The organism is Halorubrum ezzemoulense, assembly GCF_004126515.1.
Classification (GTDB): Archaea; Halobacteriota; Halobacteria; order Halobacteriales; family Haloferacaceae; genus Halorubrum; species Halorubrum ezzemoulense.
Window position 1 is genome coordinate 1,370,188 of the sequence record NZ_CP034940.1, and the last position, 23,585, is coordinate 1,393,772.

Annotated in this window: 28 protein-coding genes; 15 read left to right on the top strand and 13 right to left on the bottom strand. The window is 70.2% G+C overall.

Annotated elements, in window-relative coordinates:
• Positions 1-34: 34 nt before the first annotated feature.
• Positions 35-1,375 (bottom strand): phosphoglucosamine mutase, encoded by a 1,341-nt coding sequence (gene glmM, locus EO776_RS06840; RefSeq protein WP_089307718.1) that lies wholly within the window; start codon positions 1,373-1,375, stop codon positions 35-37.
• A gap of 98 nt (positions 1,376-1,473) precedes the next feature.
• Between glmM and EO776_RS06845 the strand changes: the two genes are divergently transcribed.
• On the top strand, positions 1,474-2,838 hold the full coding sequence (locus tag EO776_RS06845) for a hypothetical protein (protein ID WP_099289211.1): 1,365 nt from the start codon (positions 1,474-1,476) through the stop codon (positions 2,836-2,838).
• Between the two features lie 58 nt (positions 2,839-2,896).
• Here the strand turns inward: EO776_RS06845 and EO776_RS06850 are convergent, their stop codons facing one another.
• From EO776_RS06850 to EO776_RS06860, 3 genes are read right to left on the bottom strand one after another with little or no spacing between them, the layout of a single operon-like run.
• Positions 2,897-3,169 carry a DUF7521 family protein gene (locus EO776_RS06850; RefSeq protein WP_094520073.1) on the bottom strand — a complete coding sequence of 91 codons (273 nt, stop codon included), beginning with the start codon at positions 3,167-3,169 and terminating at the stop codon, positions 2,897-2,899.
• Positions 3,166-3,552, bottom strand: coding sequence for a hypothetical protein (locus EO776_RS06855; RefSeq protein ID WP_241897969.1), 387 nt, complete (start codon positions 3,550-3,552; stop codon positions 3,166-3,168). Before EO776_RS06855 ends, EO776_RS06850 begins: the two co-directional genes overlap by 4 nt.
• Positions 3,549-3,905, bottom strand: a complete 357-nt coding sequence (locus tag EO776_RS06860) for an ArsR/SmtB family transcription factor (RefSeq protein ID WP_049929700.1) — start codon at positions 3,903-3,905, stop codon at positions 3,549-3,551. The genes EO776_RS06855 and EO776_RS06860 overlap by 4 nt, the downstream gene beginning before the upstream one ends.
• 161 nt (positions 3,906-4,066) lie before the next feature.
• On the opposite strand from EO776_RS06860, the gene EO776_RS06865 reads away from it, so the two are divergent.
• The 4 genes from EO776_RS06865 (at position 4,067) to EO776_RS06880 (ending at position 7,511) form a co-directional block, all read left to right on the top strand.
• Entirely contained in the window at positions 4,067-4,825 is a 759-nt protein-coding gene (locus EO776_RS06865; RefSeq protein ID WP_049929699.1) for a sensor domain-containing protein, read from the top strand.
• Between the two features lie 112 nt (positions 4,826-4,937).
• Positions 4,938-5,621: a sensor domain-containing protein gene (locus tag EO776_RS06870; RefSeq protein WP_233125175.1), complete on the top strand. Its 684-nt coding sequence runs from the start codon at positions 4,938-4,940 to the stop codon at positions 5,619-5,621.
• On the top strand, positions 5,614-6,510 hold the full coding sequence (locus tag EO776_RS06875; protein ID WP_089307716.1) for a DUF4097 family beta strand repeat-containing protein: 897 nt from the start codon (positions 5,614-5,616) through the stop codon (positions 6,508-6,510). Before EO776_RS06870 ends, EO776_RS06875 begins: the two co-directional genes overlap by 8 nt.
• Positions 6,511-6,599: 89 nt before the next feature.
• On the top strand, positions 6,600-7,511 hold the full coding sequence (locus EO776_RS06880) for an NAD-dependent epimerase/dehydratase family protein (protein ID WP_086220510.1): 912 nt from the start codon (positions 6,600-6,602) through the stop codon (positions 7,509-7,511).
• 60 nt (positions 7,512-7,571) lie between these two features.
• Here the strand turns inward: EO776_RS06880 and EO776_RS06885 are convergent, their stop codons facing one another.
• Positions 7,572-8,576 (bottom strand): arsenic resistance protein, encoded by a 1,005-nt coding sequence (locus EO776_RS06885; protein ID WP_094520074.1) that lies wholly within the window; start codon positions 8,574-8,576, stop codon positions 7,572-7,574.
• Positions 8,577-8,640: 64 nt separating this feature from the next.
• Here EO776_RS06885 and EO776_RS06890 point away from each other — a divergent pair, with 64 nt between their 5' ends.
• A complete protein-coding gene (locus EO776_RS06890) occupies positions 8,641-9,735 on the top strand; it encodes an IS630 family transposase (RefSeq protein ID WP_129452377.1) in 1,095 nt (364 codons plus the stop codon).
• A gap of 156 nt (positions 9,736-9,891) precedes the next feature.
• Here the strand turns inward: EO776_RS06890 and EO776_RS06895 are convergent, their stop codons facing one another.
• Both EO776_RS06895 and EO776_RS06900 read right to left on the bottom strand, forming a co-directional pair.
• On the bottom strand, positions 9,892-10,101 hold the full coding sequence (locus tag EO776_RS06895; protein ID WP_049911035.1) for a hypothetical protein: 210 nt from the start codon (positions 10,099-10,101) through the stop codon (positions 9,892-9,894).
• Positions 10,094-10,357 (bottom strand): hypothetical protein, encoded by a 264-nt coding sequence (locus EO776_RS06900; protein ID WP_049929695.1) that lies wholly within the window; start codon positions 10,355-10,357, stop codon positions 10,094-10,096. The genes EO776_RS06895 and EO776_RS06900 overlap by 8 nt, the downstream gene beginning before the upstream one ends.
• A 132-nt stretch (positions 10,358-10,489) precedes the next feature.
• Here EO776_RS06900 and EO776_RS06905 point away from each other — a divergent pair, with 132 nt between their 5' ends.
• Positions 10,490-11,743, top strand: coding sequence for a saccharopine dehydrogenase family protein (locus EO776_RS06905; protein WP_094520075.1), 1,254 nt, complete (start codon positions 10,490-10,492; stop codon positions 11,741-11,743).
• Between the two features lie 36 nt (positions 11,744-11,779).
• Here EO776_RS06905 and EO776_RS06910 read toward each other — a convergent pair whose 3' ends face one another.
• Both EO776_RS06910 and EO776_RS18930 read right to left on the bottom strand, forming a co-directional pair.
• Positions 11,780-12,751: a phosphoadenosine phosphosulfate reductase family protein gene (locus EO776_RS06910; RefSeq protein WP_049930091.1), complete on the bottom strand. Its 972-nt coding sequence runs from the start codon at positions 12,749-12,751 to the stop codon at positions 11,780-11,782.
• Complete coding sequence (locus EO776_RS18930; protein WP_158093604.1) at positions 12,748-12,888, bottom strand: hypothetical protein; 141 nt, start codon at positions 12,886-12,888, stop codon at positions 12,748-12,750. The genes EO776_RS06910 and EO776_RS18930 overlap by 4 nt, the downstream gene beginning before the upstream one ends.
• Here EO776_RS18930 and EO776_RS06915 point away from each other — a divergent pair.
• Complete coding sequence (locus tag EO776_RS06915) at positions 12,887-14,230, top strand: alkaline phosphatase family protein (protein WP_049929693.1); 1,344 nt, start codon at positions 12,887-12,889, stop codon at positions 14,228-14,230. The genes EO776_RS18930 and EO776_RS06915 overlap by 2 nt on opposite strands.
• Before the next feature lie 160 nt (positions 14,231-14,390).
• On the top strand, positions 14,391-14,654 hold the full coding sequence (locus EO776_RS06920) for an NUDIX hydrolase (RefSeq protein WP_089307713.1): 264 nt from the start codon (positions 14,391-14,393) through the stop codon (positions 14,652-14,654).
• Between the two features lie 27 nt (positions 14,655-14,681).
• Here the strand turns inward: EO776_RS06920 and EO776_RS06925 are convergent, their stop codons facing one another.
• Together EO776_RS06925 and EO776_RS06930 are read right to left on the bottom strand one after the other, a co-directional pair.
• Positions 14,682-14,978, bottom strand: a complete 297-nt coding sequence (locus tag EO776_RS06925; protein WP_094520076.1) for a hypothetical protein — start codon at positions 14,976-14,978, stop codon at positions 14,682-14,684.
• Between the two features lie 31 nt (positions 14,979-15,009).
• Positions 15,010-15,777, bottom strand: coding sequence for a hypothetical protein (locus tag EO776_RS06930; RefSeq protein ID WP_049929691.1), 768 nt, complete (start codon positions 15,775-15,777; stop codon positions 15,010-15,012).
• A gap of 133 nt (positions 15,778-15,910) precedes the next feature.
• On the opposite strand from EO776_RS06930, the gene EO776_RS06935 reads away from it, so the two are divergent.
• Together EO776_RS06935 and EO776_RS06940 are read left to right on the top strand one after the other, a co-directional pair.
• Complete coding sequence (locus tag EO776_RS06935) at positions 15,911-16,513, top strand: TIGR04206 family protein (RefSeq protein ID WP_129452378.1); 603 nt, start codon at positions 15,911-15,913, stop codon at positions 16,511-16,513.
• A gap of 72 nt (positions 16,514-16,585) precedes the next feature.
• Positions 16,586-17,488, top strand: a complete 903-nt coding sequence (locus tag EO776_RS06940; RefSeq protein ID WP_129452379.1) for a ZIP family metal transporter — start codon at positions 16,586-16,588, stop codon at positions 17,486-17,488.
• Between the two features lie 61 nt (positions 17,489-17,549).
• Here the strand turns inward: EO776_RS06940 and aroC are convergent, their stop codons facing one another.
• Complete coding sequence (gene aroC, locus EO776_RS06945) at positions 17,550-18,737, bottom strand: chorismate synthase (protein ID WP_049929688.1); 1,188 nt, start codon at positions 18,735-18,737, stop codon at positions 17,550-17,552.
• 133 nt (positions 18,738-18,870) lie between these two features.
• Here aroC and EO776_RS06950 point away from each other — a divergent pair, with 133 nt between their 5' ends.
• The 4 genes from EO776_RS06950 to EO776_RS06965 all read left to right on the top strand — a co-directional run bounded on the left by EO776_RS06950 (position 18,871) and on the right by EO776_RS06965 (position 22,072).
• Positions 18,871-19,092, top strand: coding sequence for a hypothetical protein (locus tag EO776_RS06950; RefSeq protein WP_049929687.1), 222 nt, complete (start codon positions 18,871-18,873; stop codon positions 19,090-19,092).
• A gap of 93 nt (positions 19,093-19,185) precedes the next feature.
• Positions 19,186-19,962: an enoyl-CoA hydratase/isomerase family protein gene (locus EO776_RS06955; protein WP_094519871.1), complete on the top strand. Its 777-nt coding sequence runs from the start codon at positions 19,186-19,188 to the stop codon at positions 19,960-19,962.
• Between the two features lie 521 nt (positions 19,963-20,483).
• Complete coding sequence (gene hpt / locus EO776_RS06960; RefSeq protein WP_008446308.1) at positions 20,484-21,053, top strand: hypoxanthine/guanine phosphoribosyltransferase; 570 nt, start codon at positions 20,484-20,486, stop codon at positions 21,051-21,053.
• Between the two features lie 341 nt (positions 21,054-21,394).
• A complete protein-coding gene (locus EO776_RS06965) occupies positions 21,395-22,072 on the top strand; it encodes a type 1 glutamine amidotransferase domain-containing protein (protein ID WP_049929685.1) in 678 nt (225 codons plus the stop codon).
• Between the two features lie 15 nt (positions 22,073-22,087).
• On the opposite strand, the gene EO776_RS06970 is transcribed toward EO776_RS06965, so the two are convergent.
• On the bottom strand, positions 22,088-23,494 hold the full coding sequence (locus EO776_RS06970) for a sodium:solute symporter family protein (protein WP_089307707.1): 1,407 nt from the start codon (positions 23,492-23,494) through the stop codon (positions 22,088-22,090).
• Positions 23,495-23,585 lie beyond the last annotated feature (91 nt).

Sequence of the window (23,585 nt, forward strand, 5' to 3'; positions counted from 1 at the left end):
CCGAGGTTTATTGACTGCGGTCGGATCCGGGGCGTCAGTCGAGGCTCGCGTCCGCTCGATCGATGAGCCCGCGCGCCGTCTCGAACAGCGCGTCTGCGTCGGCCTCGTCGCGCGCCTCGGCCGTGATCCGCACCAGCGGCTCGGTCCCGCTCGCGCGCACGAGGAACCAGCCCGCGTCCGTCTCGACACGGACGCCGTCAAGGGTCGACACGTCGTCGTACTCGGCGGCCGCGGCCTCGCCGACGCGCTCGACGGTCTCGGACTTCCGGCCCGTGCGCACGGAGTCGCGGCGGATCGGGTACTCGGGGAGGCCGTCGACGAGCGCCGCCAGCGATCCCTCCGCGCCGACGAGCGCGGTCAGGATACAGGCCGCGAGCGGGCCGTCGGGACACAGCGTCCGGTCCGGCCAGATCCACGCGCCGCTCGGCTCGCCGCCGAAGGCGACGCCGGGCTTCGCCGCCTCCGCGGCCACGTACGCGTCGCCGACGGGCGTGTATGTGACCGCGGCGTCGACTTCGCTCAGCGCGTCCGCGACGAGGAGGCTCGTGTCGACCGGGACCGCGACGCGGTCGCCCGCGCCGGCCTCGCGGCGGGCGAACAGCGCGAGTAGCGCGTCGCCGGCGACGAACCGCCCGCGCTCGTCGACCGCCATCAGGCGATCGGCGTCGCCGTCGTGGACCAGCCCGAGGTCGGCGTCGGTCGCGGCGACCACCTCGCAGGCGGTCTCGCAGTTCGCCGCGGTCGGCTCGCTCGGTCGCCCCGGGAACCGACCGTCGCGCTGCCCGTTGAGCGTCTCGACGTCGCAGCCCGCGGCGTGGAGCGCGTCGGCGGTGACGCGCCCGACGCCGTTGCCGAGGTCGACGACGACAGAGAGGTCGTCCGGCAGCGGAACGGTCTCGCGCAGCGCGCGCTCGTGGCGTCGTCGGGCGTCGCCGCCCGCGACCGCGTCGCGCGTCTCGACCGTGCCGATCCCGTCGTGGCTCGCGAGATCGAACGCCTCCGTCCCGACGATCTCGGCGATCCGATCGTTCCGGTCCTCGTCGAAGGCGCGCCCGGACGCCGTCCAGAGCTTGATACCGTTGTCGGGCGCGGGGTTGTGCGAGGCCGTGACGACGGCGCCGGCGTCCGCGCCCTCCCGGGCGACCGCCCGCGCAACCGTCGGGGTCGCCTCGACGCCGACGTCGATCACGTCGCTCCCGCACTCGGTGAGTCCCGCGGCGAGCGCCCGCGTGAGCATCGCGCCGCTGTCCCGGGCGTCGCGCCCGATCACGACCGTCTCCGCGCCGTCCGTCGCGAGCGCGCGCCCCACGTCGAGCGCGAGGGCCGCCGTGACCTCGTCGCCGACCGGGCCGCGAACGCCGCTGGTGCCGAACATACCGAGGCGATCGCCGGCCACCGCAAAGACGGTTCGGGACGGCGGCCAGAACGGAATCGCTCCAAGGCTTTTACTGATCGAACCCCGCAGCCTCGCGCATGGTCCCCGACCCCTCCTCGGTTAGCAGACGGACGGTTTTGGCGACGCTCGGCGGCGGCGCCGCGGTACTCGCCGGCGGCACCGCGGTCGTCGGCGTGACGGAACCGACCGCGCTGCCGGACTCGATCACGGACGCGGCGACGACGCATTACCCGACCCCGCCGGAGGTCGACGCCCTCTGGCGGCCGCCGGTGACCGAGGCGCACGCCCGCGAGGCCGTCGAGACGCTCGCGGAAACGGTCGCGGAGAGCCGGCGCCGGTGGGCCGAGATGGACTCCGTCGGGGACGACGCCGCGCCGATCACGACGGATGCGGGCGGCTGGCTCGAGGACGCCCGCGAGGCGCTCGACGAGGCCGACCACGACACGGCCCTGTTCCGAGCGCGGTACGGCCTCCAGTTCGCGGGCGAGGCGCTGGGGTACGCCCGCGCCGAGCAGGACGCGGTCGACCGGGCGACGCTCCGCGACCGCGCCGCCGTACTGACGGACCGCGCGCGGGCGGTCGCGGACGACCTGAAGCTCTACCCGACGACGGATCCCGCGCGCGACCTCGGGTGGTACGTCCGCATCGAGGGCGAGGTGCAGTCGGCGAGCGCGCTGGCGGCCCGCGCGCTCCCGGAAGACGCCGACTCGGGGCAAAACGCCGATTCCGGGGGCGAAAGCGACGCCTCCGCCGACGCGGTCGACCCGGAAGTCGCAGGTGAGGTGACGGCCGCGCTGCTCCGAGGCGAGGTCGACGCCATGACCGCGGAGCGGTACCGCGACACCCTCTTCGACCGCCTCGGGAGCGACACGGGCCCGCACGCGGAGGCGCTGCGCGCGGCCGCCGAGCGCTTCCGCGCCGACCTCCGCGAGTACCCGTCCCGGGACGATGTCCGGGACCGGTACGTCGGGGAGGTCGACGAGTACGGGCCGTGGGAGTTCGCGCACTCGCGGCTGGCGCGGTGGTGTCTCGGATCGACCGCGCCCGTTCCGTGGCGGACGCCGATCGACACGGACCTGCTCGCGTTGCGGACCGTCGCGCTCTCGATCGGGGTAGCGCGCCGTCGTGCCCACGGGACGGCAGTCGACCGGCTCGTCGTCGAGCCGGACGACACCGCGTTCGACTCGGGCCACACCCTCGCCGCGAAGCGCCGGGCGCAGGCGACCTACGAGTCGGTCGTCGGCTCCGCCCCTGAACCCCTGCTCGTCACGCAGATCGGCCGCGCGGTCGAGGACCTCCAGGTCGCGGAGGTCGGGTCCGGCGGCGGCCGCGACCGGCCGATGTGGCGCGAACGGTTGGAGGCGTACCTCTACGCGCTGGTCGGGCGCGCCAAGTTAGAGGCCTTCCCGCCGCTACGGGACGCGATTCTCGACCCCGACTGATCGGCCGCGGCACTCCGGCCGTCGAGGGGGCGACGGGCCGCCGGCACGCCCGACCGCGTCAGTCGGTCACCGACCGCGCCAGCGCGCCGAGTCCAATTAGGTGCGCCACGGTGACGCCGAACACGGTTGCCGCGTCGGGGAGCCCCAACAGCGGCGTCAGGCCGTACGCGACGACGTACGGGAGGACCGCGATACAGGCGACGCCGACGGCCAGAAGCAGCATCGTCCGGCTCTCGTTCCGGCGCCAGCCGTCGTAGGCGAGGTACGACACGTACGCCCCGAGGCAGGCGGTGGCGACCCCGCCCGCGGTCGCGACGACGGAGAGCGTCACCGGTAGACCACCCCGAGGATCAGCAGGAGCCCGCAGAGCTTGCTCGCGGTCACGACCACGGTCCGCTCGGTGGCGGTCACCCACGCGACGTTGCCGGACGCCAGCCGGAGGAACATCGGGAGGGGCGCCAACAGCAGTAGCCCGAGCGTCAGGAACAGCAGCGGCCGGCGGCGCGTTCGCAGGTATCCACGCGCGAAGCGGTAGGTGACGAACACCGCGAGCAGCACCGACAGGAAGAACGCGGCGATCGTGATCGCGGCGAGCCCACCGCCGCCGCCGCCGACCACGTCGACCTGAATCGGGAGCCTCTGTCGCCCGATTACCGAGACGCTCTGCTCCGTGACCGCCGCAAGCGCCGTCGCCACGGGCCACGTTCCGATCATCCCGAAAGCTCCTCGTAGAGACGCGTCAGTCGGTCGGCGGCCGTCTCCTCGACGTAGTCGACGCTCACTTCGAACCCGCTCGCGGTCAGGTCGACGGAGACGCGGTTGAGCCGAGCGGCGTACACCTGCTGGGGACCGCGGTCCGGGTCGACCTCCTGTACCGTCTCGACGAGGTCCTGCTCGCGGAGGCGTTCGAGCCGGCGGTAGACGGTCGCCTCGGAGGCGTCGCAGGCCTCGCTGAGCGCGCTCGCCGACCGCGTCTCCTCGTAGGTCTCGATGAGGATCTGCCGGGCGTACTCGTCGTCGAGCAGCGAGTACACTTCCCGCGGATCGACCGACGCCTCCGTGCCCATTCGGTCGAACCTCGTAATCGGGAAACTTAGTCTTCCCGCCGAGGACTGAGTTCGGTCGCGCCGCAGTCCGGCGCGCAGCGTCGGTCCGCGTCACGAGAACCGTCGGATCGCTGACGAGACCGAGATTTCTTACGGCTGCTGGCCGACGCTTCACTCAGCCGATGGCCCTCTCGGACGCGCTCTCGGATCCCCCCGCGAACAGACGGGTCGCCGAAGCGGTGCTCTCAGCGCCGTTCCGGATTCGGACCTACGCCGCTGCGGCGTACCTGGCGCTGTCGTTTCCCCTCGGGATCGCGTACTTCGTCTGTACCGTGGTCGGGCTGTCGCTCGGTGTCAGCCTCTCCGTACTCCTCGTCGGCGTACCGATCCTCGCGGCGACGCTGGGCGGCGTGGTGCTGGTGTCGATCGGCGAACGCGTGCTCGCTCGTCGGCTCCTCGGCGCCGACATCGCCGACCCGTCGTGGAAGGTGACGGAGGCGTCGGGCATCGCCGACCGGGCCCTCGCCGCGGCGACCGACCTCGCCGTGTGGGGCGCCCTCCTGTTCGTCCTGTCGAAGCTGATCATCGGCGTCGCCGGCTTCACGCTCCTCACGGTCGTGCTCAGCGTCGGCGCGTCGCTGCTGGCGGCGCCGCTGTACTACGACGCGCCCGGCGCGTCCGTCGGGCTCATCCTCCCGGAGCCGATCCGTCGGGAGCTGTCGGTCGTCGTCCCGTGGGAGCAGTTCGAGGTCGGCGTCTCGTTCATCGTCCGACTCACGTCGTGGGAGGTGTCGACGTTGCCGGGCGCGCTCCTCATGTCTCTGTTCGGCGTGCTGGCGGCCCTCGTCGGGCTGAACGTCGTGAGCGCCGCCGGCTGGCTCTGCGCGCGGTGGGCAGAGTTCGCGCTCGGCGCTGGCACCTCGCCGGTGAGCGACGACTGACCCGGCGTTCGCCCGCTGCGAAAAACATCGTACTTATATTTTTGGTGGCGTTGCCCGCTGAGCAGCGTTCGATTCTTTATATGTGAGCTCGGTCGCAAGCGGTAGGTACAGCATGAGCGATCACCGCTGGTCCCCACGCTCACCGGTCGCGGCGCTCGCGCGCTTCGTCGGTGTGCCGTTCGACGCGCAGACGTATCGCAACCTAGCGTACCTCCTGTTAGCGTTCCCGCTGGGCATCGCCTACTTCACCGTCGTCACGACGGGCCTCTCGACGGGACTCGGGCTCCTCGTCACGTTCGCCGGCGTCCCGATCGTCCTCGCGACGCTGGTCGTGACGCTCGGTATCAGCTCGTTCGAGCGCCGGCTCGCCGACCACCTCCTCGACGTCGAGGTCGACGGCGACGACGGAGGGATCGAACTCGCCTTCGGGTCGGTCGAGGAGGCGATCGGCACGACGAAGCGGGTCCTCACCGCGCCGGCGGCGTGGACCGGGCTGCTGCTCGTCGGGCTCAAGTTCGTTTACGGCGTCGTCGCGTTCACCGCGCTCGTCACCGCGTTCGCGGTGTCTGCGACGCTGCTCGCCGCGCCGGCGCTCTACGACGCGCCCGGCGTCACCTACACGTTCGGCCCGTACGTGGTCGACACGCTGGGCGAGGCGGTCGCCGGGGGCGGCCTCGGCGTCCTTCTCGTCCTCGTGTCGCTCCACGTGACCAACGGCGTCGCCCGGTTCGGCGGCTTCCTCACCGACGCGCTGCTCGGCGGCGCGGCGCGGTCCGCGGAGGCGGCCGATGCGTGACCGTTCGGCAGCCGACGGGTCGTCGACGCGGCGGCGACTGCTCGGCGCGGTCGGTGTTGGACTGGGAACGACCCTCGCCGGCTGTAGCGGCGTCGTCGACGTCGACCGCCGGACGGAGACGGAGCGGCGCAGCGTCGACCCCTCGACGGTCTCGACGCTCGCCGTGACGGAGGCCACCGGCGATATCGACTTCCGCGCGGAGTCCCGCGACGACATCGCGGTCGTCGCCCGGAAGCGCGCCCTCGGCCGCGTCTCGTTCGACGAACTCGGCGCGACCGTGCGGACCGTCGGCGACCGCCTCGAAGTGACGACGGACGAGCCGCGGGTCGTCGGGTTCGGCGGCGGCCGCGTCGACCTCGAGATCCGCGCGCCGCCGAGCGTCGCAGTCGACGAGGTCCGCACCGCCGACGGCGACGTGCGGGCGGAGTCGGTCCCCGACGGCGCGACGCTGGCGACGACGGACGGCGACGTGTCGGTCACCGACGCCCGCGGCGACGTGCGCGCCGAGTCCCGCGACGGCGACGTTCTCGTCGACGGGACCGACGGAACGCTCTCGGCGACGACCGTGGACGGCGAGATACGCGCGCGGGATCCCGCCCGCGTCGACGCCCTGCGGACGCGGGACGGCGACGTCGTCGCGGACGTGCCCGCCGCGGCGTCTGACGCGGTCGTCGCGTCGACCGACGGCGACCTCCTGCTCCGGCTCGGCGACGATCTGAGCGCGACCCTGACCGCGAGAACCGACGACGGGGAGTTCGTCGTCACGGACGGCGGCGGCGCGGTCAGCGTCCGCGAGCGGACGGAGTCTCGGCTCCGAGCGGCCGTCAACGGCGGCGACGCCGCGGTGACAGCCCGGACCCGCGACGGCGACATCACGATCCGGGCGTGAGCCGTCGGCGTCGCCGTTGTCGACAGCGGCGACCTGCGCTCCCGCGCGAAACCGAAGCGCTGAATTGTCGCCTCCGAGGACACTCGATCATGCAAGGCAAACGCGTCCTCGTCACGGGCGGCGCCGGGTTCATCGGCTCGAACCTCGCGAACCGCCTCGCGGTCGATAACGACGTGATCGCCGTCGACGACCTCTACCTCGGCGCCGCCGAGAACCTCGACGACGCCGTCGAGTTCGTCGAGGCCTCCGTGGTCGACGACGACTACCCCGTCGACGTCGACGTCGTCTTCCACCTCGCCGCGCTCTCCTCGCGGAACATGCACGAGAACGACCCCCAGCGCGGCTGCCGCGTCAACGTCGAGGGGTTCGTCAACGCTGTCGAGCGTGCCCGCGAAGCGGGCTGTGAGACGGTCGTGTACGCCTCCACCTCCTCGATCTACGGGAGCCGCACCGAGCCCTCGCCCGTCGACATGGACGTGGAGGCGCACACCGCCTACGAGGCCTCGAAGCTCGCCCGCGAACGCTACGCCGAGTACTTCGCCAACCACCACGACATGAACGTGGCCGGCCTGCGCTTCTTCTCGGTGTACCAGGGCTTCGGCGGCAACGAGGAGCACAAGGGCGAGTACGCGAACACGGTCGCGCAGTTCGCGGACGCGATCGCCTCCGGCGAGGCACCCGAGCTGTTCGGCGACGGGAGCCAGACCCGCGACTTCACGCACGTCTCAGACGTGGCCCGCGCCTGCGAGCTCGCCGCCGACCACGAGCTGACGGGCGTGTACAACGTCGGCACCCAGGAGGCGTACACGTTCAACGAGATGGTCGCGATGATCAACGACGCGCTCGGGACGGACGTCGACCCCGAGTACATCGAGTGCCCGTTCGACGGCTACGTCCACGACACGATGGCCGACTACTCGACGTTCCACGAGGCCACCGGCTGGGAGCCCGAGATCGGCTTCGAGGAGGGCGTCGAGAGGGTCTGCGAACCGTATCAGTAGCGCGACGACGGCCCGGTAGGGAGGGCCGCGGCCTCCGGCGACGACCGGCCGCTCGACGGCTCAGATGATCGAGGCGACCGCGTCGGAGAGCGACGCGTCGCCGTCGGCGACGTCGCGGCGGTAGTGCATATACACCGCGCCCAGCGGCGGTTGGACGACGTAGGCCAACGTGATCGGCAGCACGGCGGTCTCGGGGACCGCCGGCGCGGCGACGACGACCGCCACCGCGATCGAGAGGTTGCGCATGCTCGTGGCGTACACGAGCGCGACGCCGCTGGCGGCGTCCCGGACCGCGCGTCCGAGCCCCGACCCGACGGCGAGCAGGAGCGCGTAGAACGCCACGATGGGGACGATCGTGGCCCCCGATGCGACGGGGTCGGCGAGAATGCTCTCGGATCGCATCGCCATGGCGATGAACACGATCAGCATGACGCCGAAGGAGCTGAGCCCGCCGAGCGTCGGCTTCAGTCGCCTGAACCCGTCCGCGCCCAGCCGACCGAGCAGCACCCGCCGCGTGAGCGTGCCGGCGATCATCGGGAGGACGACCACTCGGGCGAGCTGCCCGTACAGCGCGGCGGCGTCGAAGCCGACGCTCGCCGGGATCAGCGCGGCGAGGTACGTCGGCAGGACCGCGACGGCGACCAGCAGGTTCACCGCCATCGCCACGAGCGCGGACTCCAAGTCGCCGTTGGCGAGCCCGGTCCAAGCGGCGGTCATTCCGGAGGTCGGGATGAGCGCGATGAAGTAGAGCCCGAACGCGTAGCCGACGCTCCCGTCGAAGAACAGCCGCGCGAGCCCGACCGCGAGTAGCGGGGCGACCCCGAAGTTGACGAGGAGACTGAGCGCGACGACCCGCGCGTGGCTGCGGACGTTCACCACCTCCCTGAGGTCGATGTTGATCATCATCGGGTAGATCATCAGGAACAGCACGGGGACCACCGCGGACTGGAGGAGTCGCTTGAACGACGCCCCGGTGAACTGCCCGACGATCAGCCCCGCCGCCAGCGACCCGACCACGACGTAGATCAGGTTCGACTTGATCCCTGTGAGGAACCGCCGTATCATCGTGTATATTATTGTGTTTTAATGAGTATGAAAACTTTTGTTAGTTAAGCTTGATAGAAGAGTAATGGAGCGCTCACGTCGAAAAGAGATTGAGCATCACTTGACTGAGGAAGAAATCGATGAACTGCTACGTGAGGCCGAAGACGATCACCACCTCCGCCGTCTTGGATTTTTGAAGAATCTCTACCGGGGTGACTCAATTCCGGAGGCCGCCGACCGCGAAGGTCGGTCGGCCGCCACCGGTGGTCGCTGGGCGGATGCTTGGAACGAGGATGGCCTAGAAGGACTGATGCCGAGTTTCGGGGGCGGCCGGCCCCCGAAACTCGACGAGGATGAGCAAGACGAGCTGGTGGAGATGCTTCGTGACGGCCAACCGTGGAAATCACAGGAGATTCAGCATCTTCTTCAGGAGGAATTTGGCGTTTCCTACAGCCCAAATTACCTCGGTACTTTCCTTCGGAAACTCGGTCTCTCGTACGCGAAACCACGACCAAAGCGTCCACATCGGCCAGAGAATCCTGATGAAATCCTCGAAGAGCGCGTCGATGACGCGCTCGACGAGGACGACCAGCCACACAACAAACGTGAGGGAGAAGACGAAGAAGGGTGGATTGTTGAGGATGATATTTGTACTGATGGGGGTACCGTCCTCGGGTTTTTTGATGCATCGAAGCCACAGCCGTACGATAACTCGCGGCGTGTTTGGTACGTTGACGACCCTCACATCGAACGGGAGTTAGTCAAGACACACGATTCTGCGGTCGGATTCTACGCGCTCAACGGTGAGAGTCTGGTAACGTTCACTGAGAACGAAGAGAAAGAGCAGATTTGCGGGGTATTAGAGAAGATCCGCGAGCAGAATCCGGGCAAGCGGATTCTGCTCGTCTTGGATAAGCACGGTTCACATAGATGTAAACACACGCGCAAGCGTGCGCATCAACTCGGGATTGACCTGATTTTCATTCCATCAGGCTCACCGCACCTCAACCCAATCGAGCAAGTCTGGAAGTATCTCAAATGGACGATGGCACCAATCGTCGTTGAGAGCGAAGCGGAATTCAAAGACCTCGTTCAGGAAACTTTTGAGAAAATAACGAAACGCGTCAGCTTCGCAAAGAAGTGGTGTGAACAGTTCCTTGACTTTCGAATGTTATCTTAATCATTACTACACAATAATATTTCGGGCAGAACGCGGGTGATCCGACAATTTCCGGCGCGGACCGACGCGCACGGCGATGCGGGCCGACGCGTGCGGCGACGCGAGCGCGCGGGGGCTGCTCCTGTCGAGACGGGCGCGTCGCGGGTCGCGGCCGGGCTAGTGCCCCTCGACCGCGCTGCCAGCGGCGATCAGGAATCCGGTGATCGCGGTGATCAGCGCCACCGTCCCGATCGCGATAGCGCCGATCCGGAACGTGTCGCCGGAGAGGCGCTCGGCGATGAGAAACAGGAAGACGGTCGTGACGAAGCCGATGAGCACGAGCGTTCGCCCGAAACGGCCCGTGTCGATGCCGGGCTCGCTAGACACGATTTAATATCTCCTTGAGCACGCCCTGATACTCGTCCTCGGTGGCGGCGTTGCCGAGCGAGTGGATCGACTGGCAGATCCACAAGCCGGCGGTGAAGTTGATGAACGCCGCCATCGAGACGACGCCGAGCTGTCCGTCGACGAACAACCCCGTGACGACTGCGCCGACGAACCCCACCGCCATGAGCGCGTGGGTGACGAGCGATCGGGTGCCGAAGTCGGCGAGCTGTAGTGATAACCGAGTGCCAACGGCCATGCGATCCGTTGCGGCTGCCAGTGTAAAGAGGTAGCGCGTCACAGCGTCCTGCCGCGTCGGGTTCGGCGGCGTCCCGGTTCCGGCGACGCGTACCCCCGTTGGTTTAGGCGGCCGGCCCGTACGCGCTCACGGATGTCGAACGCGGATCGGAAACACGACGTGGTGGTGTGGGGCGCGACCGGCGTCGCCGGGCGCTTCGCGGCCGAGTACCTGACCGAGCGATACGACCCCGAAGCCCTCTCGCTCGCCGTCGGCGGGCGGAGTCGAGAGCGGCTCGACGCGCTCGTCGACGACCTCACGCGGCGGAGCGACGCGTGGGACGACGTGCCCGTCGTCGTCGGCGACGCGACCGACCCGGAGAGCCTGCGCGCCATCGCCCGCGACACCGAGGTCGTCTGTACGACGGTCGGCCCGTACACGGCGTACGGAACGCCGCTGGTCGAGGCCTGCGTCGAGGCCGGGACGGACTACTGCGACCTCACGGGCGAGGTGAACTGGGTGCGCGAGACGGTCGACCGGTTCCACGAGGCCGCCGTCGAGAACGAGGCGCGGATCGTCCACAGCTGCGGGTTCGACTCCGTGCCGGCGGACATCGGGACGCTGCTCGTCCAGTCGTTCGCGGCGGAGGCCCACGGCGCGCCCTGCGAGTCAGTCCGGATCTACCTCGACGGCGGGAGCGGGAGCGTCAGCGGCGGCACGCTCGCGAGCTTCGGCGAGCTGTTCGAGGCGGCCGCGACCGACCCGCTCGCCCGCGAGGCGCTCCGGAACCCGTACTCGCTGGCCCCCCGCGGCGAGCGGAGCGGCGTCGACCCCGGCGAGCAGCGCTGGCCGCGGCGCGATCCGCTCCGGGGCGAGTGGACCGCCCCGTCGCCGATGGCGCCGGTGAACGAGCGCGTGGTCCGGCGGAGCAACGCCCTGCTCGGCTACCCGTGGGGCCGCGAGTTCAAGTGCGGAGAGGTCGTGCCGACCGGGTCGGGACCGGTCGGCGCGGCGACCGCGACCGCCGCCGCCGGCGGACTCGGGCTGTTCTCCGCGGCCATGTCGGTCGGGCCGGTGCGCGACGCGCTGCGGCGCTACGTCTTCCCCGACCCCGGCGAGGGGCCGACGCGGGAGGAGGCGGAAGCGGGGAGCTTCCTGATCCGGGTGTTGGGCCGCGGGACGGGCGCTGACGGGCCGTTCACCGTCGAGGCCGAGTTCGGGGCCGACCGAGACCCCGGCTACGGCGCGACGGCGCGGATGCTCGGCGAGTCGGCCGTCTGTCTGGCGCGCGACGACGTCGACTCCCCGTTCGACGGTGGCGTGTTGACGCCGGCGTCGGGGATCGGGCTCCCGCTCGCGGAGCGACTCCGCGACGTGGGGTTCACCGCAGCGGTCGGCGAGTCGTAAAAGAAGCGTATCGGGCGGACCGCTCCCGCCCGTCGATTACATGTAGCCGAGGTCGCGCAGGCGCTCCATCAGGTCCTCCTTGTCCTGGGCGCGGCCGGCGCGCTCGGTCGTGCCTTCGAGGTTCTGGAGCCAGGCGGGCTCCTCGGTCGTCTTCTCGGTCGAAACCTCGCTGCCGAGCGAGCGGAACCCGGCGAAGTACTTCGGCGAGATCGGGATGTCCTCCTGCGTGACACCCTCCGGCAGGTCGTCGTCGGCCTGCGGGATGTACCCCTCGTCGGGGAACGCCTCGACGGTGTCGGGGACGACGAAGTTCCAGAAGGCGTCCCACACGTCGGCCTCGGCGAACTGGAGGATAGGCTGGATGCGGTCGTGCGGCGGGAACAGGTCGGGGTCGTGGCGCGGCGAGAAGAACGTCTCGTCGGCGCGGGCCTCCTGCTCGTCCCAGCGGACGCCGGAGATGACGCCGTCGATGTCGTACTCCTCGAGGGCGTCGTTGAGCGCGACCGTCTTCAGCAGGTGGTTGCCGACGTAGGTGTCGAGCAGGAACGGGAACGTGTCCTCCTCGAACTCGAGGATCTCCCGGATGTGGTGCTGGTTGTGCTCCGAGAGCGCGTCGACGGGGATGTCGTCGCCGGGTTCGAGGCCGTGTTCCTCGACGTACGCGCCCACGTCGTCGTTGCGGGCGTACACGAGGTCGATCTCCCACTCGTCCGCCCAGTGCTCGACGAAGTCGGTGATCGAGTCGAAGTGCTGGAAGTGGTCGATGAACACGGCCGTCGGCTTCTCGTAGCCGTACTCCTCGGCCACCTGATTGATGAAGTACAGCGTCAGCGTGGAGTCTTTCCCGCCCGTCCACATCACGGCGGGGTTGTCGTACTGTTCGAGCCCGCGGCGCGTGACCTCGACCGCCTTCTCGATTTTGTGCTGGATCGACGGGTAGTCGTCGGGGGTCTCCCCCTCGCCGTCGGCGTAATCGACGTCGACGCTCGCCGGGAAGTCGTCGCTCATACGCCCGAGATGTCGCCGCGAAAGGAAATAGGCCTTCTGAATCGCGACCGGGGGCCGCCGGTCCGTTGCCGGGCCGTCGTCGCCGCGCCCTCGCGGAACACAAGGGATATGCCGACCGCCCCGGAATCGTCGGTCATGGGTCTGTTCGACCGGCTCCGCGGCGAGGACGACGACCGCGTCGTCTTCCTCGGCATCGACGGCGTACCGCTCGACCTCGTCGAGGACCACCCGGAAGTCTTCGAGAACCTGACCGACATCGCCGAGACCGGCTCCGGCGGGCGGTTGGAGAGCATCGTGCCGCCGGAGTCGAGCGCCTGCTGGCCGAGCCTCACGACCGGCGTGAACCCCGGCGAAACGGGCGTGTACGGCTTCCAAGACCGCGAGGTCGACTCCTACGAGACGTACGTCCCGCTCGGGCGCCACGTACAGGCGACCCGGCTGTGGGACCGCGTCACCGACGCCGGGCGCGACGCGACCGTCCTCAACGTCCCGGTCACCTTCCCGCCCTCGACGCGGATCCAGCGGATGGCCTCCGGCTTCCTCTCGCCCGACCTCGAGTCGGCTACGAGCGACGAGTCGCTCCGCGAGACGCTCGACGGCTTCGACTACAAGATCGACGTCAACGCCAAGCTCGGCCACGACGACGACAAGACGGAGTTCATCGAAGACGCGCACGCGACCCTCGACGCCCGGTACGAGGCGTTCGACCACTACCTCGCCGAGGACGACTGGGACCTCTTTTTCGGCGTGTTCATGAGCACCGACCGCGTGAACCACTTCCTCTTCGGCGACTACGCGACGGACGGCGAGTACGCCGAGGAGTTCCTCGAGTTCTACCGCACGCTCGACGAGTACATCGGTGCGATCCGCGACTCGCTCGACGACGACACCACCCTGGTCGTCGCCTCCGACCACGGCTTCACCCGGCTGGAGTGGGAGGTGAACTGTAACCAGTTCCTCGCCGACGAGGGGTGGCTCTCATACGAGGACGACGACCACGATTCGCTGACCGACATCGACGACGAGGCGCGCGCGTACTCGCTCATTCCCGGGCGCTTCTACCTCAACGTGGAGGGCCGCGAGCCGAACGGCGTCGTGCCCGAGGACGAGTACGAGGCGACGCGCGAGGAGCTCATCGACGACCTCGAATCGCTCACCGGCCCCGACGGCCGACAGGTGTGTAAGCGGATCGTGAAAGGCGAGGACGCCTTCGACGGCGCCCACGACGACATCGCCCCCGACCTGGTCGTCATCCCCGCGGACGGGTTCGACCTCAAGTCGGGCTTCTCCGGCAAGGAGGCGGTGTTCACCGAGGGACCGCGCAACGGGATGCACAAGTTCGAGAACTCGCTGCTGTACGCGACCGATCCAGACCTCGACCTGGCCGACGCGAACCTCTTCGACGTGACGCCGACGGTGCTCGACCTGCTCGACGTCGACGCCGACGCCGAGTTCGACGGCGAGAGCCTGCTGTCGTAGCGACCTCGCCGACGCCGCCGTCCCGCGGCGGGCGTATCCGACACGGTCACCCTCCGGGCGGACGGCGTATCGCGTGTGATGACCGACGGCGTTCGCTTCGTCGCGCTCGGCGCCGTTCGACGAACACAGCCGCGAGGGGGTCGTCCGCGAGTTCGACGAGATGCTCGGCGTGGAGCCGCTCGACCCGACGGCGGTCGGTACCTTCGAGCGCGTCTTCGAGCGCGGTGGAGAGCCTGCCCACGAGGTGTGGCGCGTCTACGAGGGTCGAATCGCTGAGGAATGGCCGTATTGCGGCGATTCGTTCGCGCTCGTTGAACCGGAGCGAGGGACCGAACACGTCTCGCGGTGGATTCCGATCGACCGACTACGGCAACCCAACACGACGTTCTCCGTCTCGGATGTGCTCGACGCGCTCACCGCGTAGCCGGACGACGCCCCGAACTCACAGTCCTCACAGCGGCGACCAGCGCTCGCCCGGGGCCGCGCGGAACGCGTACGCGGTCTCGCGCTCGACGGCGACCAGTCGGCCGCCGATGGCGAACAGGGCCCGCGGTTCGATCTCGTCGGGAAACGGCGCCTCCCACCGCATGGACCCGCCGGAACCGAGCGCGACCATGCGCCCCCGGGTGGGATCGTTGAATCCGCCCGAGTTCTCCGCGACGTACGCTCCCGTCGCGTCGACCGCGAGGTGGTCGGACGGGAGGTCCGACCGCTCGTCGCTCCCGAACGAGGGAATGGAGGGCGACATCGGTGTCGATCGGCCGGTTCGACTCCGACCGTTAAATGCTCTCGGTCGGCGTCGAACACCGCAGACAGAGGATCCCGGTGCCGGCCCAGTTCACGTGGGTCGACCCGCAGTTCGGACAGCGGTTCCCGTCGTTGTTGTACTCGGTCGTCCCTCGGGGCGCGGCGAGGTGGCCGTCATCAACCGCGCGCTCGATCAGGCCGCGGAACCGCTGCTTCTTGAATCGGGCGCGGTGCGCGAGGAAATCGCCCGGGCGGTCGGGGTCGGCGCCGTGGAGGTCCTCCCACTTGATCGCGATCTCGCCGTCCGCCTGCCCCCGCGCGACCTGCTTGATCGTCGCGGCCGCGGCCTCGAAGAGCGGCGTCGTCGCGAGCGCCTGCGGCGCGTCGACGCCGTCGCCCGCCGCCTCGTAGCGGGCTGCCGCGTCGTCGTACGCGTCGTCGGCGCCGCCCAGCCCGCCGGCGACCCGGAAGTCTGCGACGAACTCGCTCAGGCAGGCCCCCTGCCCCGGCTCGTCGAGGACGCGTCCGAAGTCGCGGCTCGCGGCGATCCCCTCGACCGCGCGCTGGGTCGCGCGACCGTCGGCGCCCGCGACGCGGTACGCGACCGCCGCGGCGAGCAGCTGTTGGAGCCCCTGTCCGATCCACCCCTTCTCGTCGGGCTCGAAGGGGTCGACCTCCGGCCGCGGGTCGGCCAGCACGCGTCGCCCCCCGCGGGTGTAGCGGTCGCCCGCCCGCTCGTACGCTCGCGCCGCCAGCGCGTCGACCGCCGCGTCGTGGTGGCCGCCGTCGTCAGTGTTCACACCCTGCTTACGGGCGGCGATGAGTTACGCTTGACGGGGACCGCTCGCGCGGCGGCGCCGACGCACCGCCGACCCGACGCACCGCCGCCCCGACGCCCCGACCATACTTACTTCCGGGCGTCGAACCGCTCGCATGGAGAGACCGGACGGCGCTTCGGGGTCGGGGGCAGGGTCGGGGTCGCAGTCGCCGGCCGAATCGACCGCACGGCCGGAGGCGAAATCGAGGCCCCGACCCGCGTCGAAGTCGGACGGCCCGTCGACCAGCGGGCGCGTCGAATGGCTCCTCGCCGCCGCGTTGCTCGCGGTCCCGATGGCGGTCGTGCCCGGCGGCGACGGGACCGCGACGCTGGTGAGCCTCTGGGGATTCGTGACGCTCGGCGCCGACGGCGGGATCGGCGGGTACCCGGTGTGGTCGTACTTCCTCGACCAGCCGCGGCCGTTCGCGACGCTCCCTCCGTCGATCCGCGCGTGGCCGCTCGCCGTCGGGTTCCACCTGCTCGCGCTCGGGAGCGCCACGGGCGGAGTCGCGCTCGGTCGCGAGGACCGGCGGGTCACCGGCGGCCTGCTCGTGTTCGCCGCGGCCGCGACGCTGTGGGTCGCCGCGGGGCTGGGCGTGCGCTTCGGCGTCGGGTCGACCGCTGGCTGGCTCTCGGTCATCCCCGCGGGCGCGGTCGCGGCGCTCCTCGTCGCCCTCGGGGCCTACGGGCGCGACCTCGCCGGGATAGCGACTCGCTGAGCGGCCGCCGGAACCCGCCCCGCCTCCCGCCGTCCCCGCCCATTTATATCCCAGTGCGCGGTCTCGCAGTGTATGACGACGCTCGCCTCGGTCCTCGGCGTGACGACCGTCGCCGGGGTCGCGACCGGGATCGGGGCCCTCCCCGTCTTCTTCCGGCACCGCGTGACACACCGGATCTACGACGGTGCCCTCGGGCTGGCGGCCGGGCTGATGGTCGCCGCCAGCGTGTTCGGCCTCGTGATCCCCGGCATGGAGGAGGGGACGCTCCGCGCGGTGATGACGGGGGTGCTCCTCGGCGGGGCGACGCTGCTTGGCGGAAACTACCTCATTCCGCACCTCCACGCGGAGTACCGGGCGTGGTTCGTCGAGGGCGGCGCGACCGCAGACGACGCCGCGGTCATGGAGCCGCCGACCGGGGACTCTGTCGCCGAGGGTGCCGCCACCCGGGGCTCCGCCGCCGAGGGAGGCGACGCGGAGCCGGAATCGGTCGACGAGGACGCCGGGACGCTCGCCGAGCGCGAGTCCTCGCTCCGGAAGGCGCTGCTCATCGGCGGGGCGATCACCCTCCACAACGCCCCCGAGGGGCTGGCGATCGGCGTCGCGTTCGCCTCCGGGCTGGAGGAGGTCGCGCTGTTGCTCGCGGTCGTCATCGGCCTTCAGAACGTGCCCGACGGGTTCGCGTTCGCGGTGCCGATGGCGGAGACCGGGATGTCGAACCTCCGGGTGGTCTGGTACACGACCCTCTCGGGAGTGGTCCCGCAGGTCGTCGCCGCGGTCTTCGGCTTCTCGCTCGTGTCGGTCGGGGCCGGACTGTTCCCGGTGTCGTCGGGGTTCGCCGCGGGCGCGATGCTCGCGGTCGTCTTCCGCGAGCTGATCCCATCCTCGCACGGGCACGGGCACGCCGACGCCGCGACCGGCGCGTTCCTCGTCGGCTTCGTCCTGCTCGTCGTCGTCGACGCCGTCGTCGTGGTGTGAGCGGGCGCCGGACGCTGGAAGCGCACGACCGCGGCACAGGCCCGGGTGCGGGCGTCGGTCGCTACTCGTTGCGCGGGCTACTCGGGTGGTAATCGGTGTCGTACTGTCCCGGGTTGCCGTCGACGCGGTCCGGGTTGATCCGGCCGCCGAGCAGCATGAAGTCGAGCACCGTACAGTACAGCATCGCCTCGACGACGGGGACGGCCCGCGGCGGGAGGACGGGGTCGTGGCGGCCGACGACCTGGACCTCCTTCTCCTCGCCGGTCTCCCAGTCGGCCGAGCGCTGCTTCTTCGGGATCGAGGTCGGCGCGTGCCACGTCGCCTCGCCGTAGATCGGCTCGCCCGTGGTGATCCCGCCCTGGAGGCCGCCGTGGTCGTTGCCCACGGGGACGGGGTCGCCCTCCTCGCTCTCGACGTGGTCGAACGACTCGCCGTCGTCGAACGTCCAGTCCTCGTTGCGCTCGCTGCCCGCCACGTGCGTCGCGTCCTTCCCCAGCCCGTACTCGACGCCGGTGGTCGCCGGGATGGAGAACATCGCCTGCCCGAGGCGGGCGGGGAAGCTGTCGAAGCGCGGCGATCCGAGCCCCCGGGGGACGCCCCGGCACTCGAAGTAGATCGAACCGCCGATCGAGTCGCCCTCCTCCTGGTACTCCTCGATCAGCTCCTGCATCTCCGCGGCCGCCTCGGGGTCGGCGCAGCGCACGTCGTTCTCCTCGCTGTGTTCGAGGATTTGCCCGAAGCTCACCGGGGCGGCCTCGATGTCGCCGATGCGATTGACGTGCGCTTTGATCTCGACGTCGTGGTCAGAGGCGTCGAGCACCTGTTCGGCGACCGCGCCGGCCGCGACCCAGTTCACCGTCTCGCGCGCCGAGGAGCGCCCGCCGCCGCCCCAGTTGCGTGTGCCGAACTTCGCGGAGTAGGTGTAGTCGCCGTGCGAGGGGCGCGGCGCGGTGACGAACGGCTCGTACTTCCCCGAGCGGGCGTCCTTGTTCTGGATCACCATTCCGATCGGGGTGCCCGTGGTGTAGCCGTCCTGGACGCCGGAGTTGACGACGACCTCGTCGGGCTCGCCCCGCGAGGTGGTGATCATCGACTGGCCCGGCTTGCGCCGGTCGAGCTGCGCCTGAATCGCCTCCTCGTCGAGCTCGACGCCCGCTGGCACGCCGGAGACGGTGACGCCCATCGCGTCGCCGTGGCTCTCGCCGTAGGTCGTCAGCTGGAAGAGTCGGCCGAACCGGTTCCCGTTCATACCGGTACGTGTGGCCGGGGGCTTATAGGGGTTGCAATCCGCGCAACGAGCGGCGCTCGCCCGGACTTCGAGACGACGCGCCGACCGGCGCGCGACCGACGGCGGTATGTAAGGGGAACGCGTTGGTGGGTGCGTGCGCGACCGCTTCACCTCCGACCTCGGCGTGTACGCCCTTTCGGGGCTGTTCTCGCTCGTCGTCTTCGCCCTCGCGCTCGGCATCCTCTCGCGGACGCTCCCCGGCGGGCTCGCGAGCCGCCAGCTCGGGGGACTGATCGTCGGCTACCTGCTGTTCGTCGGCGTGTACACGACGGCGTGGTTCATCTACACCGGGATCGACAGCCGCGAAGAGGTCTGACCGTCGAGTCGCCGCCGCCCGCGGAGCCCCGCCTCCGACCGAGTCGGATCCGCCTGCCGAACCGTTTTCACGTCGCCGCGAGACGGGGCGGGTATGAGTTGGGACACCATCGCCTTCGACGTCGACGACCGCGGAGTCGCGACGATCACCGTCGACCGACCGGAGCAGCTCAACGCGCTCACCGCCGAGACGCTCGAAGCGATCGAGGACGCGCTCGACGAGGCCGCCGAGCGCGACGCTCGCGTCCTCGTGATCGCCGGTGCGGGCGACGAGGCGTTCGTCGCGGGCGCGGACATCTCGCACATGGTCGACCTCTCGACGCCCGAGGCGCAGGCGTACGCCGAGCTTGGCCACCGCGTCGCGGACGCGATCGAGACGTTCCCCGCGCCGACGATCGCCGCCGTCGACGGTCACGCCTTCGGCGGCGGGTGCGAGCTCGCCCTGGCCTGTGACCTGCGGGTCGCCGCCGAGAGCGCCGTCCTCGGGCAGACCGAGATCGATCTGGGGATCATCCCCGGCTGGGGCGGCACGCAGCGGCTCCCGGCGCTCGTCGGCGACGAGGTCGCCCGCCGGCTGATCTTCCTCGGCGAGCGCATCGACGCGACCGAGGCGGCCGAGGTCGGGTTCGTCGGCGAGGTCGTCGCGGACGACGACTTCGAAGACCGGATCGACGACCTGGCCGGCGAGCTGGCAGCGAAGCCGACGACCGCGCTGCGCGCGGCGAAGGAGGCGCTGAACGCGGCCGGCGAGGGGTCGGCGGCGACCGGGCTCGCCTTGGAGCGCCGTGCGTGGGCCGGCCTCTTCGGGACGCACGATCAGCGCGAGGGGATGACGGCTTTCCTGGAGAAGCGCGATCCGGAGTTCGAATAACGCGGTAGCGGATCGCTGTCGGTGCTGTGCCGAGGTGTGGTGGCGCGCGCCGTCGAGCGGCCGCCCTCGGCGGCCGCGAGAAGCGCGTGCGAGGGACGCCGCGAACCGCCAACAGGCCGTGAGCGGTAGCGAGGCGCGACGCCTCTGGCAGCCGGCGGCGTGGCCGCCGGCGACGAGGCCGGGGAGGCGTGAGGTGCGGTCGCTGTGCGGGGCGGGACTCGAAGGGCGGGCGCGAGGCGGGCGCAGGCGACAGAAGGACCGCAGGGCGGGAGCGAGTGACACGAGCGACTGACCGAGGACCGCAGCGAGCGTGCGCCCGCCTCGCGGCCGGGGGTTCGGTGGTGATCGTGTCGATCAGCTGCTTATAAATGATGTTGTCGTACGGCCTCGGAGCCGGGGTTTCGAGCCGATCCGGCGTTGGGTCTCGACCGCGTCTCGCTCGCGGAGAGTCGTCGTGCGATCGACTCACACCGCGATCCCGCAACCGCCACGCTTTATTAATCCGGCCGAGTACCCGCGACATGGACCAGTTGCGGCAGTCGCTCCTCGACGCGCCGATCATCGAGAAAGGCGAGTACCAGTACTTCGTCCACCCGATCAGTGACGGCGTCCCCATGCTCGAACCGGAGCTGCTCCGGGAGATCGTCATCCGGATCATCCGGAAGGCGGAGCTGGAGAACGTCGACAAGATCGTCACCCCCGCGGCGATGGGGATCCACATCTCCACCGCGCTCTCGCTGATGACCGACATCCCGCTCGTCGTCATCCGGAAGCGCCAGTACGGCCTCGACGGCGAGGTCCCGCTGTTCCAGGAGACCGGCTACTCCGAGTCGGAGATGTACATCAACGACGTGGAGGAGGGCGACCGCGTCCTCGTCCTCGATGACGTGCTCTCGACCGGCGGCACGATGAAGGCCATCCTCGACGCGCTCACCGACGAGGTCGGCGCGGACGTCGTCGACGTCGTCGCCGTGATCAAGAAGGCGGGCGAGAACGAGCTCGACGAGACCGACTACAACGTGAAGACGCTGATCAACGTCACCGTCGAGGACGGCGAGGTCGTCGTCGTCGACGCGCAGGGCGACGAATAGGTCGGTAACTGTCGACCCGGGGGGACCACCTCGAAGTTTCTACTCGCAGGTTTATTAGTAGTCGACGACGGACCGGCGGTTAACACCTCCAAAGCCCCGCCCGGCACCGCACCGCGCCTCACGCCTCCCCAGCCCCGTCGGGCGCGTCTGTCGGACTCCCTTCGGTCGTCCTCGTCGCGCCAGCGACTCCCTCGCACGCGCTTCTCGCGGCCGCCGAGGGCGGCCGCTCGACGGCGCGCGCCGGCCGCGACCGTGACGTTTGCTTATAAACCCGACGCCGCCCTTTGGCGCTGCCGGGCGCGGGCGTCTTTTATATCGAGGTCCTCAATGGCGGACTACACATGACTGACGCGTTGTTCGTCGTGAGCGAGGAGGGGTACTGGGCCGAGGAGTGTATCGAGCCGCTGACGACGCTCGAATCGGAGGGCGTCGACGTGACCGTCGCGACGCCGTCGGGGTCGCCCCCGGTCGTCGACGAGCGCTCGCTCGACCCCGAGGCCGCGGGCGGCGAGGAGCGAGTCGCGGAGCTCCGCGAGGTCGACGAGGAGCACCCCGAACTGAACGATCCGGAACCGATCGCGACCGTCGACGCCGACGGCTACGAGGCGGTCGTCTTCCCCGGCGGCCACGGCACCGTCTGGGACGTGAACCAAGACCGGCACGCCCGGCAGTTGCTGCTCGACGCGGTCGCTGGCGACGACGGCGTCGCCCTCGTCGTCTGTCACGCCGTCGGCATCCTCGCGTTCACGCGCGAGGCCGACGGGACGCCGCTCGTCGAGGGGCGCGCCGTCACTGGCTTCCCGAACGACTGGGAGGACGGGATCGTCGACGACCACGACGTGATGCCGGACGGCCGGAAGCTCCCGTACTGGGTCGAAGACGAGGTCCGGCTGGCGGGCGCGGAGTGGGACGCCGAACTCGACGCCGACACCAGCGTCACCGTCGACGGCGACCTGATCACGGCCCGCGGCCCGGGCTCGTCGGCCGAGGCGGCGGAGACGCTGCTCGGCGAGCTCTGAGCGTGCCCGATGCGATCACGCCGAGCCGAGCCGGTCGGTGTCGGCCAGCGACACCGCGACGAACGCGGCGGCGCTCGCGATGACGCCGGGGACGACCGGGTCGACCGCGGTCAGCGATCCGAGCCTGTCGACCGTCCACACTTCGGTGAGGACCTGCCACGCCGTTGCGGTGACGAACCCGACCACGACGCCGGCGAAGGCCCCGTCGCCCGTGGCCGCGTCCCAGTGAAGCCCGCCGAGGACGGGAACGAACAGGGTCGACCCGAGCACGGACGTGTAGAGCGCGACGATGAGCTGGACCACCCCGCCTAACGGACCGGGGTTGACGGCGAGAGCGGCGGGGACGACCGCCGCGCCGACGGTCGCGATCCGGCTGACTCGCCGCACGCGCGCCGGCGTCGGCTCCGGGACGAGGCCCAGGGCCGGCAGCGTCCGCTCGTAGATGTCGTGGGCCACGGCCGCCGACGTGACCAGCAGCACCGAGTCGACGGTGCTGAGCACCGCCGCGACGACCGCACCGAGCAGCAGCAGCCCCACCGCGGGACCGAACAGGTCGAGCGCGAGCCGGACGACGGACGCGTCCGGGTCGGCCAGCCCGGGGAACCGGACGCGCGCGAGCAGCCCCAGCGTCAGGATACACACGGCGATGACGGCCTGGATCGCGATGGAGATCGGGATCGCCCGCTTGACCGTCTCCGGGTCTCGCATGGCGTAGACCCGCGAGAGTTCGTACGGGGCCACCGCGATACCGAACCCGAACGACAGCGCCAGCCCGGTCGTGAGCGCTGGCGCCGAGGTGCCCGACAGCAACGCCGGGTCGATAGCCGCAGCCGCGTCGATGAGCGCCCTCGCGCCCCCAGTCTCGGCGACTCCGACGACGGCCGCCGCCGCGACGCCGAGGAGGAGGGCCGTGACCTGAACCGCGTCCGAATAGATGCTCAGCCGCATCCCACCGACGAGCGTGTACGAGAGCGCGACCGCGGCGAACACCGCGATGCCGAGGACCCGCGGCACTCCGAAGACGGCGTCGAGGATGACCGCCCCGGCGACGTACTGGGCGGTCGTGTACACGAGGTAGATGACGCTGACGAGGGCCGCGGTCGTCCCGCCGACCACCTCGTTGTCGCCGTCGAAGCGCGCCGAGAGGAACTCCGAGACGGTGATCCCGCCGCGGGCGCGCAGGTGCGGCCCCACGAACAGCAGCGACGCGACCCAGCCGGCCCAGATGCCGAGCCACACCAGGCCGAAGCTCACGCCCACGGCGTAGTGGATCCCGATCGTGCCGATGAGCGTCCCCGCGCTGACCTGCGTCGCGGTCAACGACATTGCACCGAACACGCCCCCGATCCGGCGGTCGGCCGCGTAGAACGACTCGGCGTTCGACGCGTCGGCCTCGCTGTGCGCCTCCGAGGAACCGATCACGCTACCAACCTGCCCGAGCGAACGAATAAGCGATGTCCTCAGTTTCGCGGCAAAAGCATCCGATATTATATACAACAGTTATTATGCGATC